This is a genomic window from Pseudomonas sp. NFACC05-1 (assembly GCF_900100135.1).
Lineage (GTDB): Bacteria > Pseudomonadota > Gammaproteobacteria > Pseudomonadales > Pseudomonadaceae > Aquipseudomonas > Aquipseudomonas fluorescens_Q.
In genome coordinates, this window is record NZ_FMTR01000006.1 from 47422 (window position 1) to 59729 (window position 12308).

The window sequence follows — 12308 nt, forward strand, 5'->3', positions numbered from 1 at the left end:
GGCACGCCGTTTCATGGAAAAGAACACACCCCACTACGCCTTGGCGGCGATACAGGCAGATGTCAGGCGACTTAAAGGGAAAGCGTTCACCAGCACTGCGAAGAACACTGCTCGGACGCTCGGTTTAAACGTCTCGGACATGCAGCAGGTCATTCATGGGCTTGAGCGAAAACAGTTCTACAAATCGATGACCACCTATGACGATCATCGAGTCTGGCATGACGCCTACCACGCCAATTCACACGGTCTGCAGATTTACCTGAAGGTGACGTACCGCCCCAGCGGAGGCCCACCGGTAATTTCCTTCAAGGAGAGAAACTCATGAAACACCAGCAATGCTTCAGCTGTGGTGCCCCGGAAGGCATGTTGCATTTCGAAGGTCGCGGCGAAACCATGAGCGTCAAGGGACTGGAACGCCGGGTCGATGACTTGTCTGGCTGGGAATGTCAGATGTGCGGCGAAGTCGAGCTCGATTCAAGCTGCTCGGATCGCTACGACCATGCAGGTGATGAGCTGGTCAACGCGGCCAGGCGAATGATCGGCGAAGAGATCAAACGTGTCCGGCGCAAACTGCATCTATCGCAAAAGGAAGCGGTACTGCTGCTATCGGGCGGTGGACACAATGCGTTTTCCCGCTACGAGCGCGGCGAGGTAGTGCCACCCAAGGCGTTGATCTTGCTGATGCGCCTGCTTGATCGCTATCCGCATTTGCTTGCCGATGTCCATGCCTTCGCTGAAGACGCAGACTTGCGGCAATTCAAAACGACGGTGCACAAGGAACACGAGACCCTCACGGCTTGCTGAGCGGCCCATTAAAAACAAACCCGGACAAGTCCGGGTTTATTTCACTGCCTAAGGCCGGATCAATGCAGGATCTGGCTCAGGAACAGCTTGGTGCGGTCGTTCTGTGGGTTGTCGAAGAAGTCGTTCGGCGCGGCCTGTTCGACGATTTCACCCTTGTCCATGAAGATCACGCGGTTGGCCACGGTGCGGGCAAAGCCCATTTCGTGGGTCACGCAGAGCATGGTCATGCCGTCTTCGGCCAAGCCGATCATGGTGTCGAGTACTTCCTTCACCATTTCCGGGTCGAGAGCCGAGGTCGGCTCGTCGAACAGCATGATTTTCGGCTTCATGCACAGGGCACGGGCGATAGCCACACGTTGCTGCTGACCGCCGGAGAGCTGGCCCGGATACTTGTGCGCCTGCTCTGGAATGCGTACGCGCTCCAGGTAATGCATGGCGATTTCCTCGGCCTTGCGCTTGGGCATCTTGCGTACCCACATCGGCGCCAGGGTGCAGTTCTGCAGGATGGTCAGGTGCGGGAACAGGTTGAAGTGCTGGAACACCATGCCGACTTCACGGCGGATCGCTTCGATCTGCTTGAGGTCGTTGGTCAGTTCCACACCGTCGACCACGATGCGACCCTGCTGGTGCTCTTCCAGGCGGTTGAGGCAGCGGATGGTGGTGGACTTGCCGGAGCCCGACGGGCCGCACAGCACGATACGCTCGCCCTGCTTGACGTTCAGGTTGATGTCTTTCAACACATGGAACTGGCCGTACCACTTATTGACGCCCTGCATCTGAATAATGCCTTCAGGGCTCACAGGCTGTTTGATCGCTTCACTCATAAACTACGCTCCTAACGCTTGTGGCCAGTGTCCAGCTTGCGTTCCAAATGCATGGAATAGCGGGACATACCAAAACAGAAAATCCAGAACACCAGGGCGGCGAACACATAGCCTTCGGTGGCCATGCCCAGCCATTTCGGGTCGGCGGCAGCTTGTTTCACGCTGTTGAGCAGGTCGAACAGGCCGATGATGATCACCAGGCTCGTGTCCTTGAACAAAGCAATGAAGGTGTTGACGATACCCGGGATCACCAGCTTCAGGGCTTGCGGCAGAATCACCAGGCCCATGCTGCGCCAGTAACCCAGGCCCATCGCTGCGGCCGCCTCGTATTGCCCCTTGGGAATGGCTTGCAGGCCACCACGCACCACTTCGGCAATGTAGGCCGACTGGAACAGGATCACCCCGATCAGCGCCCGCAGCAGCTTGTCGAAGTTCATGCCTTCAGGCAGGAACAGCGGCAGCATCACCGAGGACATGAACAGCACTGTGATCAACGGCACGCCGCGCCAGAACTCGATGAAGGTCACGCAGACCACGCGGATCGCCGGCATGTTCGAACGTCGCCCCAGCGCCAGGACGATGCCCAGTGGCAAGGCGCCGACAATACCCACGGTCGCGATCACCAGGGTCAGCATCAGCCCCCCCCATTGGCTGGTCGCCACGGCGTCCAGGCCGAACACGCCGCCGTGCAGCAGGCACCAGGCGCTGATCGGATACAGCACCAGGAAACTCAGGCCGTAGATTGCCTTGCGCGGGAAGCGCGAGATGAACAACGGCGCCACACCGATCACTGCCAGCCACACGGTCAGGTCGACGCGCCAGCGCAGGTCTGCCGGGTAGTAGCCGTACATGAACTGCCCGAAGCGCTGCTGGATGAAGACCCAGCAGGCGCCTTCCTTGGTGCAGTCGGCACGGGTGGTACCGACCCAGTTGGCATCGAGGATCGCCCATTGCACCAGGGGCGGCACGATCAGGTAGATCAGGTAGAACGCGAACAGGGTCAGCAGCGTGTTGATCCAGCTGGAGAACATGTTGGCGCGCATCCACGCCACCACGCCGATGCTGCTGCCCGGCGGGGGCATGTCTGGTTTGAAAGTATGAGTCGTCATGCGCGTTTCCTCACCGCTCGATCAGCGCAATGCGCTTGTTGTACCAGTTCATCAGCAACGAAATGCTGATACTGATCGCCAGGTACACACTCATGGTGATCGCAATCACCTCGATGGCCTGGCCCGTCTGGTTCAACACTGTGCCGGCAAACAGCGAAACCATTTCCGGGTAGCCGATACCGGCCGCCAGGGAGGAGTTTTTCGCCAGGTTCAGGTATTGGCTGGTCAACGGCGGAATGATCACACGCAGGGCCTGCGGGATGATCACTTTGCGCAGGGTCGGACCGTTGCGCAGTCCCAGGGAACGGGCGGCTTCAGTCTGACCGTGGCTGACCGACTTGATGCCCGAGCGCACGATCTCGGCGATAAACGCCGCGGTGTACACGGTCAAGGCCAGGGTCAAGGCCAGCAGTTCCGGGATCAGCACCCAGCCACCGACGAAGTTGAAGCCCTTGAGCTCCGGCATTTCCCAATGCACCGGCGCACCAAAAAGCAGCGCGCTCAACGCAGGGATCACCAGGAACAACGCCAGGCCGACCCAGAACTTATGAAACGGCTCGCCTGTCGCTTCGAAACGCTTGTTGGCCCAACGCGTCATCAGCACGATGGCGACGATCGCCAGCACTACGCTTATCACGAATGGCCAGAACCCTTCGGCCACCAGCGCGGCAGGCATGTTCAGACCCCGGCTGCTGACAAAGAAGGTGTCGCCGAAGTTATGGGCGGCCCGCGGTCCTGGCATGCTCAGGAATACCGCGAAGTACCAGAACAGGATTTGCAGCAGTGGCGGGATATTACGGAAAACCTCGACATAAACGGTTGCCAGCTTGGAAATGATCCAGTTCTGCGACAGCCGTGCCACGCCGATGATGAACCCCAGGATGGTTGCCAGGATCACGCCGATGAACGTGACCAGCAGCGTGTTGAGCAACCCGATGAGAAAGACCCGGGCATAGCTGTCCGCTTCGGTGTAGTCGATCAGGTGTTGGGCGATGCCGAAACCGGCACTGCGCTCCAGGAAGCCGAAACCGGAGGTGATGCCTCGGTGCTGAAGATTGGTTTGTGTGTTATCGAACAGAAACCAGCCCAGCGCGATAACCGCCACGACAGTGACGACTTGAAATACCCACGCACGCACTCGTGGATCGCTGAGGCTGAGCCTCTGCTTAGGTGCGCCGATTGAATTTTGCATGAAGTGCCCCGCAAAGAATGGAACAGAACATCACCCGGTGGTTGGCCCACCGGGTGATAGAACCATCAGCGCACTGGTGGTGCGTATTGAATGCCGCCAGCGTTCCACAGAGCGTTCAAGCCGCGATCGATTTCCAGCGGAGTGCCCTTGCCGAGGTTGCGCTCGAACATTTCACCGTAGTTGCCGACCTGCTTGACGATCTGCACAACCCAGTCTTTCGGCAGTTTCAAGTCTTTGCCGTATTCACCGTCAGCGCCCAGCATACGAGCGACGTCAGGGTTCTTGGTGGACTTGGCTTCGGCCTCGACGTTCTTCGAGGTCACACCCGCTTCTTCAGCGTTGAGCAAGGCGTAGCCAGTCCAACGGACAATGGCCAGCCACTCGTCGTCGCCGTTACGCACGACTGGGCCCAGGGGCTCCTTGGAAATGGTTTCCGGCAGAACCACGTAGTCCTTTGGCGAAGCCAGCTTGCTGCGCTGAGCGAACAGCTGGGATTTGTCCGAGGTCAGCACGTCGCAACGACCGGATTCCAGCGACTTGGCGCTTTCATCGGAGGTGTCGAAAGTGATCGGGGTGTACTTCAGGCCGTTGGCGCGGAAGTAGTCGGAAACGTTCAGCTCGGTGGTGGTACCGGCCTGGATGCAGATGGTTGCACCGTCCAGTTCCTTGGCGCTCTTGACGCCCAGCTTGTTGTTCGCCAGGAAGCCGATGCCGTCGTAGTAGGTGATGAAGCCTGGGAATTTCAAGCCCATGCCCGCGTCACGGGAGCTGGTCATGGTGGAGTTGCGCGAGAGCATGTCGATTTCGCCCGATTGCAGCGCGGTGAAGCGCTCCTTGGCGTTCAACTGGCTGAATTTGACCTTGGTCGCATCGCCAAATACAGCAGCGGCCACGGCACGGCAGAAGTCAGCGTCGATACCGACGATCTTGCCGTTCGAATCAGGCACCGAGAAACCCGGCAGGCCATCACTCACACCACATTGCACAAAACCTTTTTTCTGCACGGCATCCAGAGTTGCACCCGCCTGAGCGAACCCGCTGACACCAAGGACTGCTGCTGCAGTCATGACGGCCAGGGTGGATTTCAGTAACTTCATTCAAACCTCCAGTTTTGCTCTTGTTGTGTCGGAGCTCGAGTCCTGTCGCACCCTTTTGAGGCATTGCCGACCCTTGTTGGCTTTTTTTAGGGTCAACCGACGTCTGGACCTTCGCTATGAGTCTAATAATGAGGATGTCCGTAAACAGCGGTCATGCCCATCTCTCACCAATCGGCCGAACGGGCTGTAGCCCTTCACGTTCGCGAAGCCCGTAGCGGCTGCTGGCGAACATTCATCACCGGATTTCTGATATCCCATGCGTAGCGGTGAACTGATAGTGTTACCGCACAGCGTAAGAATCATCACTCAGGTACACCCATAGCAAAGCCCGTACCAGACCGCTGCGCTTAGCCCTTGTAAAACACGTCAAGACAAAAACTTTCAACTTTGCGACATCTAATTAACTGAGACACCGGACACGCACTGTAATCACGCACTGATTGGGCGCGCCCGCACAGATTTGGAGCACAACCATGACCGACCCCCTGATTCTCGAGCCCAGCAGCACTGCCGACGCGTGCGTTATCTGGCTTCACGGCCTGGGCGCCGATCGTTTTGATTTCCTGCCAGTCGCCGAAATGTTGCAGCAAAGTTTGCTTACCACACGTTTCGTTCTGCCCCAGGCACCGACCCAACCAGTAACGATCAACGGCGGCTATGAGATGCCCAGTTGGTACGACATCCGCGCCTTGAGCCCCGCCCGGGCCATTGACGAACAGCAGCTCGAAGCTTCGGCACAACGGGTCATCGACCTGATCGAAACCCAGCGAGCCAGCGGAATAGACGCCTCGCGGATTTTCCTGGCGGGTTTCTCCCAAGGCGGCGCGGTGGTCTATCACACGGCATTCGTGAAATGGCAGGGCCCGCTGGGCGGCGTGGTCGCGCTGTCTACTTATGCCCCGACTTTCAGCGATGAGCTGCAATTGTCGGCCAGCCAGCAACGCATTCCGGTCCTGGCGCTGCACGGGCAATACGACGAAGTGGTACTCAACCCCATGGGGCGGACCGCGAAAGAGTATTTAAAGCAGCATGGTGTCACCGTGACATGGCAAGAATACCCAATGGGCCACGAAGTGTTACCCGAGGAGATTCGCGACATCGGCACCTGGCTGGCCGAGCGGTTGCGCTAAGAGGCTGATCGCCACTCCGTCCTTTGACGATCACACTACGCCGCGCCCGTTTCTTGCATTACACTGGCCGGCGTACATTCCTTAACCAATCGATGAGATGACCGTGCTCAAAGCACTCAAGAAGATGTTCGGTAAAAGCGAGGCCGAGCAACTCGCGCCTGGCTCCACTGCGCCGACCCACGGCCCGAGCCGCACCGATGCGCAACAACCGCACCGCACCGCACCTGTTGCAGGCGTGACAAAAGAGCCGATGACACCGCCAACCGCACAGCCTGTCACCGCCCCGGCAGCGGAAAAACCACGCAACGAAGCCCCCAAGCCACGCCGCGAACGCGCACCGAAACCGCCGGTCGTCGCCTGGAAGCTCGAGGACTTCGTCGTAGAACCCCAGGAAGGCAAGACCCGCTTCCACGATTTCAAGCTCGCCCCGGAACTGATGCATGCCATCCAGGACCTGGGTTTCCCCTATTGCACGCCGATCCAGGCGCAAGTGCTCGGTTACACCCTCGCCGGCAAAGACGCCATCGGTCGCGCCCAGACCGGCACCGGCAAGACGGCCGCGTTCCTGATTTCCATCATCACCCAGCTGCTCCAGACCCCACCGCCCAAGGAACGCTACATGGGCGAACCGCGGGCACTGATCATCGCGCCGACCCGCGAGCTGGTGGTGCAGATCGCCAAGGACGCCGCCGACCTGACCAAGTACACCGGCCTGAACGTCATGACGTTCGTGGGCGGCATGGATTTCGACAAGCAGCTCAAGCACCTCGAAGCCCGTCACTGCGACATCCTGGTCGCCACGCCGGGCCGCCTGCTGGACTTCAACCAGCGCGGCGACGTGCACCTGGACATGGTCGAAGTGATGGTGCTGGACGAAGCCGACCGCATGCTCGACATGGGCTTCATCCCGCAAGTGCGCCAGATCATTCGCCAGACTCCACCGAAAAGCGAACGCCAGACCCTGCTGTTCTCCGCCACCTTCACCGAGGACGTGATGAACCTGGCCAAGCAGTGGACCACCGACCCGGCCATCGTCGAGATCGAAGCCGAGAACGTCGCCAGCGAAAACGTCGAACAACATATCTACGCAGTCGCCGGTGCCGACAAGTACAAGCTGCTCTACAACCTGGTCAACGACAACGGTTGGGAGCGCGTGATGGTGTTCGCCAACCGCAAGGACGAAGTGCGACGCATCGAAGAACGCCTGGTGCGCGATGGCGTCAACGCGGCCCAGCTCTCGGGCGACGTGCCCCAGCACAAGCGCATCAAGACCCTCGAAGGCTTCCGCGAAGGCAAGATCCGCGTACTGGTCGCCACTGACGTGGCCGGTCGCGGCATCCACATCGACGGCATCAGCCACGTGATCAACTTCACCCTGCCGGAAGTGCCGGACGACTACGTGCACCGCATCGGCCGTACCGGTCGTGCCGGGGCGGCCGGGGTTTCGATCAGCTTCGCTGGCGAAGATGACTCCTACCAGTTGCCGTCGATCGAAGCGTTGCTGGGCCGCAAGATCAGTTGCGAAATGCCCCCGACCCACCTGTTACGTCCGGTCGAGCGCAAGCGCCCTTAGCATCGAGACGGACGCAGAGCGTAGGAAGGATCAGCGCAGCCAAGACAGGCTGCGCTTTTTTTTGCCTCGGGATATTGCCCAAGTAAACTAAAAGTCCATAATGGACAAAATAGTTTACTCGAGCATCCGGAGCCCCCATGCCCAGCACGCCCTATGTGATGACCCAAGCCCAGGCACGAGAACTGCTCGGGCAAATCGACGTGCCGCACATCCTGCGCGAGCTGTTCCGCGATCTTGCCGCCGGACAGGCGGTGCAGCCACCCCAGCAACTGGTGGTGTTTCCCCAGGGCGCCGGGGACTTCATCAACTACCTGGGGGTGCTGGCTGAAGACCAGGTCTACGGGATCAAGACCTCGCCCTACATCGTGCGCGAGCAAGGCCCGCTGGTGACTGCCTGGACCTTGTTGATGTCGATGCAGACCGGCCAGCCGCTGCTGCTGTGCGATGCCGCCGAGCTGACCACCGCTCGCACCGCTGCCACCACGGCTGTTGCCGTCGATGCCCTCGCCCCGCACAACGCCCGGCGCCTGGTGGTCATTGGCAGCGGCCCCGTGGCGCGGGCACACGTGCAATACGTCAAGGGCCTGCGGGACTGGCAAGCGATCAGCCTCTATTCGCCAGGCCTGAAGACCAAATCGGCACAAGAACTTGCCTCCGTCACCGACCTGGACCCTCGCCTGCACATCGCCGACAGCCTTGAAGCGGCGCTGCACGACGCCGACGTGGTGATGCTCTGCACCTCGTCCGCCAAAGCGGTACTCGACCCGCAGACCCTGGGCAAACCGGCGCTGATCACCTCGATCAGTACCAACGCTCCGCAGGCCCATGAAGTCCCCCCTCAAAGCCTCAACGACATGGACGTGTTCTGCGACTATCGTCAGACCACCCCAGGCTCGGCCGGTGAAATGCTGATCGCCGGTGAACAGCATGGCTGGCAGGCGTCGAGGATCATCGGCGATTTGCCTGAATTGCTCAGCGAACAGGTGGCGCGTCCCGACTACCAACGCCACGTGTTCTTCCGCTCCATCGGCCTGGGGCTGGAGGATGTTGCACTGGCGAATGCCCTTTACCGATTGCACCACCACTGACACAACTCGACTCCCACAGGTTCCGCGAACGCCCGGCAATGTGCTCCACAGGAGAGCTTCATGACCTCAGCAGACTTCATCATCATCGGCGGCGGCATTGCCGGTGCATCCACCGGTTACTGGCTTGCCCCCCACGGCCGTGTGATTGTGCTCGAGCGCGAATCCCATCCGGCCTATCACTCCACCGGACGCTCGGCGGCACTGTATACCGCCGCCTACGGCACCCCTCAGGTGCGAGCGCTGACCCAGGCCAGCCGGGATTTTTTCGACGCCCCGCCGGCCGGTTTCTGCGAACACCCCTTGCTGACCCCTCGGGGCGAAATGACGGTGGATTTCACCGGTGACCCGGCCGAGTTGAACAACCAGTACCTCAGCGCCAAGGCCACGGTGCCGCAGATGCAACTGCTCAGCGCCGACGAGGCCTGTGCAAGGCTGCCGATCCTGCGACGGGACAAGGTCCACGGAGCGATCTACGACCCCACGGCCTGCGACATCGACACCGATGCGCTGCACCAGGGCTACTTGCGCGGTATTCGTCGCAATGGCGGTGAAGTGCACACCGACAGCGAAGTGCAGCAATTGAGCCGCGATGATCAGGGGCTGTGGCAAGTGAACACCGCCAACCAGACGTTCACAGCACCGGTCCTGATCAATGCAGCCGGCGCATGGGCCGATCACATTGCCCAGATGTCCGGCGCCCGGAAGCTGGGGTTGCAACCCAAGCGGCGTGCAGCATTCATTTTTGCCGGGCCCGAGGGCGTGGACATCCACGACTGGCCGATGCTGGTGAGCCTGGACGAATCCTTCTATATGAAGCCCGACGCCGGCATGTTCCTCGGCTCGCCGGCCAACGCCGACCCGGTGGAACCTCACGATGTACAGCCCGAAGAGCTGGACATCGCCATGGGCATCTACCAGATCGAAGAAGCCACCACCCTGACCATCCGCCGCCCGACCCGCACCTGGGCCGGCTTGCGCAGTTTCGTACACGATGGGGACCTGCTGTCCGGCTTCGATCCACAGGTGCCCGGACTGTACTGGGTCGCGGCCCAGGGTGGCTACGGCATCCAGACGTCGCCGGCCATGGGCCAGGCCAGCGCGGCGCTGGTGCGTGGCGAACCGCTACCCGAGGCCCTGGCCCGTTTCGGCCTGAGCATCGCCATGCTGTCACCCGAACGACTGGGCTGAACCACCTTGAGGTGACGCATCGCCGCGATTGCGGCACACTCCCCCGCGCCCCTGTTTCACGGGGCGCTGACGCTGCCTGGAGCCCTGTCATGACTGCTTCGCCACCCGATCCGGCGCTGGAAAACTTCCGCACCATCGCCGACGCTATCGCCACGCTGTTCTACCCCCACGCCGAAGTGGTGCTGCACGACCTGCGCACCCAAAAAGTCGATTACATCGCCAATAACCTGTCCAAGCGTGAAATTGGCGATGACTCGTCCCTGGAAGACATGCTCAGCGAGGATGTCAGCGAACGTAATATCGGGCCCTACGAGAAGCTGAACTGGGACGGACAGAAGATTCGCAGCCTCAGCAGCGTACTGCGTGACGCCGACGGACATCCGCTGGCGGTGCTGTGCATCAACCTGAATATTTCGCTGTTCGAGAACGCCAAGGCCGCGCTGGATCTGTTCCTGTCGCCAAGCAAGTTGATCCCCCAGCCAGACTCACTGTTTCGCGATGACTGGCAGGAGCGGATCAACACCTTCCTGCATGCCTGGATGCGCGAGCGTCAATTGAGCCTGAACCTGCTGACTCGCGACCACAAACGCGAGCTGGTGCTGGCGCTGCATGCCGAAGGCGCGTTCAAGGGCAAGAGCGCGTCCAACTACGTGGCCAACGTGCTGAATATGGGGCGGGCGACGGTGTACAAGCATTTGAAGGAGTTGAAGGGCTGAAATCTGCTTTGCCAGGTCTGCCGCCATCGCGAGCAAGCGCCCACACTGGATCTTTGTACCCAGGCCCTGTGGGAGCGAGCTTGCTCGCGATGGCGGTCAATCAGTCGCCGTAGATATCCGACTTGAAATACTTGCCCTGGATCTTCTGATACTCCCCATTGGCGCGAATCCCATCGATGGCCTTGTTCAAATCCGCCACCAGTTGGGTATTGCCCTTGCGCACCGCGATACCGGCACCTTCGCCGACGTATTTCGGGTCCTTGAGCTCGGGGCCGACAAAGGCGTAACCCTTGCCACGGGGCATCGACAGGAAGTCTTCCAGGGGGATGGTGTCGGCAAAAATCGCGTCGAGGCGACCGGACGCCAGGTCCATGTAGATTTCTTCGTTGTTGCCATAGCGCTTGACGACCACACCCTTGGGCTCGAGGACTTCAGTGGCGTAGCGGTCAGTGGTGGTGGCCCGCTGCACACCGACGGTCTTGCCCTTGAGGCTGACGTACTGGTCATCGACCACCGCCCCTTCCTTCATGACTAGGCGCGACGAGGTGAAGTAGTACTTGTGGGTGAAATCCACCGACTTCTTGCGCTCTTCGGTGATGGTCATGGACGACAGCGCCAGGTCGATCTTCTTCACCTTGAGCGCCGGAATCAGCCCGTCGAACTCACCTTCGATCCACTCGCACTTGACCTGCATCTGCGCGCACAGGGCATTGCCGATGTCGTAGTCGAACCCCACGATCTTCCCTTCCGAGGTCTTGGAAGCAAAAGGCGGGTACGCCGCCTCGATGCCGATGCGCAAGGTTTTCTCAGCGGCGAACAGGCTGCTGGAGGCCAACAGGCTCAAGGCCAGGCCAGTGATGAGGGGGAGTTTCTTCATGATCGATCTCTCGCGGGTTGTTGTTGGTTTGGCAGAGAAAGGTGGGGCGATGACTTTTATGTACTTATAAATCCATACTGGACTTTTATGTACAAAGCGTCAATTGGGGAAACAGGGGAAAGTGATGGGAGGCTGCCGGCCTCATCGCGAGCAAGCTCGCGCCCACAAAGGACCTGTGTACAACGAAGATCCAGTGTTGGAGCGAGCTTGCTCGCGATGGCGGGCTCGTGGCTTGCGAAAAAAAGACGGGGGGTTTACTGCTTCCAGCGATCCGCTGCCGCATGATCACTGTCCCGCCCTTCAACCCAGCGCGGGCCGTCGACAGTGTTTTCCTTCTTCCAGAACGGCGCTCGGGTCTTGAGGTAGTCCATGACAAAGGCGCAGGCGTCGAATGCCGCCTGGCGATGGGCACTGGCGGCCCCGACGAAGACGATCGGCTCGCCCGGTTCCAGGGCGCCGATACGGTGCAGCACCTCCAGCTTGAGCAACGGCCAGCGCTGCTCGGCCTCGCTGGCGATCTTGCCCAGGGCTTTCTCGGTCATGCCTGGATAATGCTCCAGGAACATCCCGGACACATCGAGGCCGTCATTGAAGTCGCGCACGTAGCCGACAAAACTCACCACCGCCCCCACGCCGACATTGGCCGCGTGCATCGCGTTGACTTCGCCCCCTGCGTCGAACGGTGCGACCTGCACACGAATCGCCATGGT

Annotated in this window: 13 protein-coding genes; 7 read left to right on the top strand and 6 right to left on the bottom strand. The window is 60.3% G+C overall.

Annotated elements, in window-relative coordinates; translation table 11 throughout:
* The first annotated feature begins 13 nt into the window (after window positions 1-13).
* Window positions 14-325, top strand: coding sequence for a type II toxin-antitoxin system MqsR family toxin (locus BLO97_RS11630; protein ID WP_092146868.1), 312 nt, complete (start codon window positions 14-16; stop codon window positions 323-325).
* A complete protein-coding gene (locus tag BLO97_RS11635; RefSeq protein WP_003178333.1) occupies window positions 322-804 on the top strand; it encodes a type II toxin-antitoxin system MqsA family antitoxin in 483 nt (160 codons plus the stop codon). Before BLO97_RS11630 ends, BLO97_RS11635 begins: the two co-directional genes overlap by 4 nt.
* Before the next feature lie 59 nt (window positions 805-863).
* On the opposite strand, the gene BLO97_RS11640 is transcribed toward BLO97_RS11635, so the two are convergent.
* The 4 genes from BLO97_RS11640 to BLO97_RS11655 form a co-directional block, all read right to left on the bottom strand.
* On the bottom strand, window positions 864-1628 hold the full coding sequence (locus BLO97_RS11640; RefSeq protein WP_003178331.1) for an amino acid ABC transporter ATP-binding protein: 765 nt from the start codon (window positions 1626-1628) through the stop codon (window positions 864-866).
* Between the two features lie 11 nt (window positions 1629-1639).
* The gene (locus BLO97_RS11645) at window positions 1640-2737 is read right to left on the bottom strand and encodes an amino acid ABC transporter permease (protein ID WP_063324519.1); all 1098 of its coding nucleotides are present in this window, start codon (window positions 2735-2737) and stop codon (window positions 1640-1642) included.
* Between the two features lie 10 nt (window positions 2738-2747).
* The gene (locus BLO97_RS11650) at window positions 2748-3929 is read right to left on the bottom strand and encodes an amino acid ABC transporter permease (protein ID WP_063324518.1); all 1182 of its coding nucleotides are present in this window, start codon (window positions 3927-3929) and stop codon (window positions 2748-2750) included.
* Between the two features lie 65 nt (window positions 3930-3994).
* Complete coding sequence (locus BLO97_RS11655) at window positions 3995-5026, bottom strand: amino acid ABC transporter substrate-binding protein (RefSeq protein WP_092146866.1); 1032 nt, start codon at window positions 5024-5026, stop codon at window positions 3995-3997.
* Window positions 5027-5499: 473 nt separating this feature from the next.
* On the opposite strand from BLO97_RS11655, the gene BLO97_RS11660 reads away from it, so the two are divergent.
* The 5 genes from BLO97_RS11660 to BLO97_RS11680 all read left to right on the top strand — a co-directional run bounded on the left by BLO97_RS11660 (window position 5500) and on the right by BLO97_RS11680 (window position 10721).
* Window positions 5500-6156 (top strand): alpha/beta hydrolase, encoded by a 657-nt coding sequence (locus BLO97_RS11660; RefSeq protein ID WP_063324517.1) that lies wholly within the window; start codon window positions 5500-5502, stop codon window positions 6154-6156.
* A 97-nt stretch (window positions 6157-6253) separates the two neighbouring features.
* Window positions 6254-7729 (top strand): ATP-dependent RNA helicase RhlB, encoded by a 1476-nt coding sequence (gene rhlB, locus BLO97_RS11665; protein ID WP_063324516.1) that lies wholly within the window; start codon window positions 6254-6256, stop codon window positions 7727-7729.
* A gap of 137 nt (window positions 7730-7866) precedes the next feature.
* Window positions 7867-8817: an ornithine cyclodeaminase family protein gene (locus BLO97_RS11670; protein WP_092345967.1), complete on the top strand. Its 951-nt coding sequence runs from the start codon at window positions 7867-7869 to the stop codon at window positions 8815-8817.
* A gap of 60 nt (window positions 8818-8877) precedes the next feature.
* Entirely contained in the window at window positions 8878-10005 is a 1128-nt protein-coding gene (locus BLO97_RS11675) for an NAD(P)/FAD-dependent oxidoreductase (protein WP_092345969.1), read from the top strand.
* Window positions 10006-10094: 89 nt separating this feature from the next.
* Window positions 10095-10721 (top strand): helix-turn-helix transcriptional regulator, encoded by a 627-nt coding sequence (locus BLO97_RS11680; RefSeq protein WP_003205307.1) that lies wholly within the window; start codon window positions 10095-10097, stop codon window positions 10719-10721.
* A 100-nt stretch (window positions 10722-10821) separates the two neighbouring features.
* Here BLO97_RS11680 and BLO97_RS11685 read toward each other — a convergent pair whose 3' ends face one another.
* Together BLO97_RS11685 and moaE are read right to left on the bottom strand one after the other, a co-directional pair.
* Complete coding sequence (locus BLO97_RS11685) at window positions 10822-11598, bottom strand: ABC transporter substrate-binding protein (protein ID WP_092345971.1); 777 nt, start codon at window positions 11596-11598, stop codon at window positions 10822-10824.
* A 254-nt stretch (window positions 11599-11852) separates the two neighbouring features.
* Complete coding sequence (moaE, locus tag BLO97_RS11690; RefSeq protein WP_063324513.1) at window positions 11853-12305, bottom strand: molybdopterin synthase catalytic subunit MoaE; 453 nt, start codon at window positions 12303-12305, stop codon at window positions 11853-11855.
* Window positions 12306-12308 lie beyond the last annotated feature (3 nt).

What these genes read in the sequence shown, in the direction of transcription:
- BLO97_RS11630 (WP_092146868.1), top strand. Translation starts at nt 14, where the DNA reads ATGGAAAAGAACACACCCCACTACGCCTTGGCGGCGATACAGGCAGAT.
- BLO97_RS11635 (WP_003178333.1), top strand. Translation starts at nt 322, where the DNA reads ATGAAACACCAGCAATGCTTCAGCTGTGGTGCCCCGGAAGGCATGTTG.
- BLO97_RS11640 (WP_003178331.1), bottom strand. Translation starts at nt 1,628, where the DNA reads ATGAGTGAAGCGATCAAACAGCCTGTGAGCCCTGAAGGCATTATTCAG.
- BLO97_RS11645 (WP_063324519.1), bottom strand. Translation starts at nt 2,737, where the DNA reads ATGACGACTCATACTTTCAAACCAGACATGCCCCCGCCGGGCAGCAGC.
- BLO97_RS11650 (WP_063324518.1), bottom strand. Translation starts at nt 3,929, where the DNA reads ATGCAAAATTCAATCGGCGCACCTAAGCAGAGGCTCAGCCTCAGCGAT.
- BLO97_RS11655 (WP_092146866.1), bottom strand. Translation starts at nt 5,026, where the DNA reads ATGAAGTTACTGAAATCCACCCTGGCCGTCATGACTGCAGCAGCAGTC.
- BLO97_RS11660 (WP_063324517.1), top strand. Translation starts at nt 5,500, where the DNA reads ATGACCGACCCCCTGATTCTCGAGCCCAGCAGCACTGCCGACGCGTGC.
- rhlB (WP_063324516.1), top strand. Translation starts at nt 6,254, where the DNA reads ATGACCGTGCTCAAAGCACTCAAGAAGATGTTCGGTAAAAGCGAGGCC.
- BLO97_RS11670 (WP_092345967.1), top strand. Translation starts at nt 7,867, where the DNA reads ATGCCCAGCACGCCCTATGTGATGACCCAAGCCCAGGCACGAGAACTG.
- BLO97_RS11675 (WP_092345969.1), top strand. Translation starts at nt 8,878, where the DNA reads ATGACCTCAGCAGACTTCATCATCATCGGCGGCGGCATTGCCGGTGCA.
- BLO97_RS11680 (WP_003205307.1), top strand. Translation starts at nt 10,095, where the DNA reads ATGACTGCTTCGCCACCCGATCCGGCGCTGGAAAACTTCCGCACCATC.
- BLO97_RS11685 (WP_092345971.1), bottom strand. Translation starts at nt 11,598, where the DNA reads ATGAAGAAACTCCCCCTCATCACTGGCCTGGCCTTGAGCCTGTTGGCC.
- moaE (WP_063324513.1), bottom strand. Translation starts at nt 12,305, where the DNA reads ATGGCGATTCGTGTGCAGGTCGCACCGTTCGACGCAGGGGGCGAAGTC.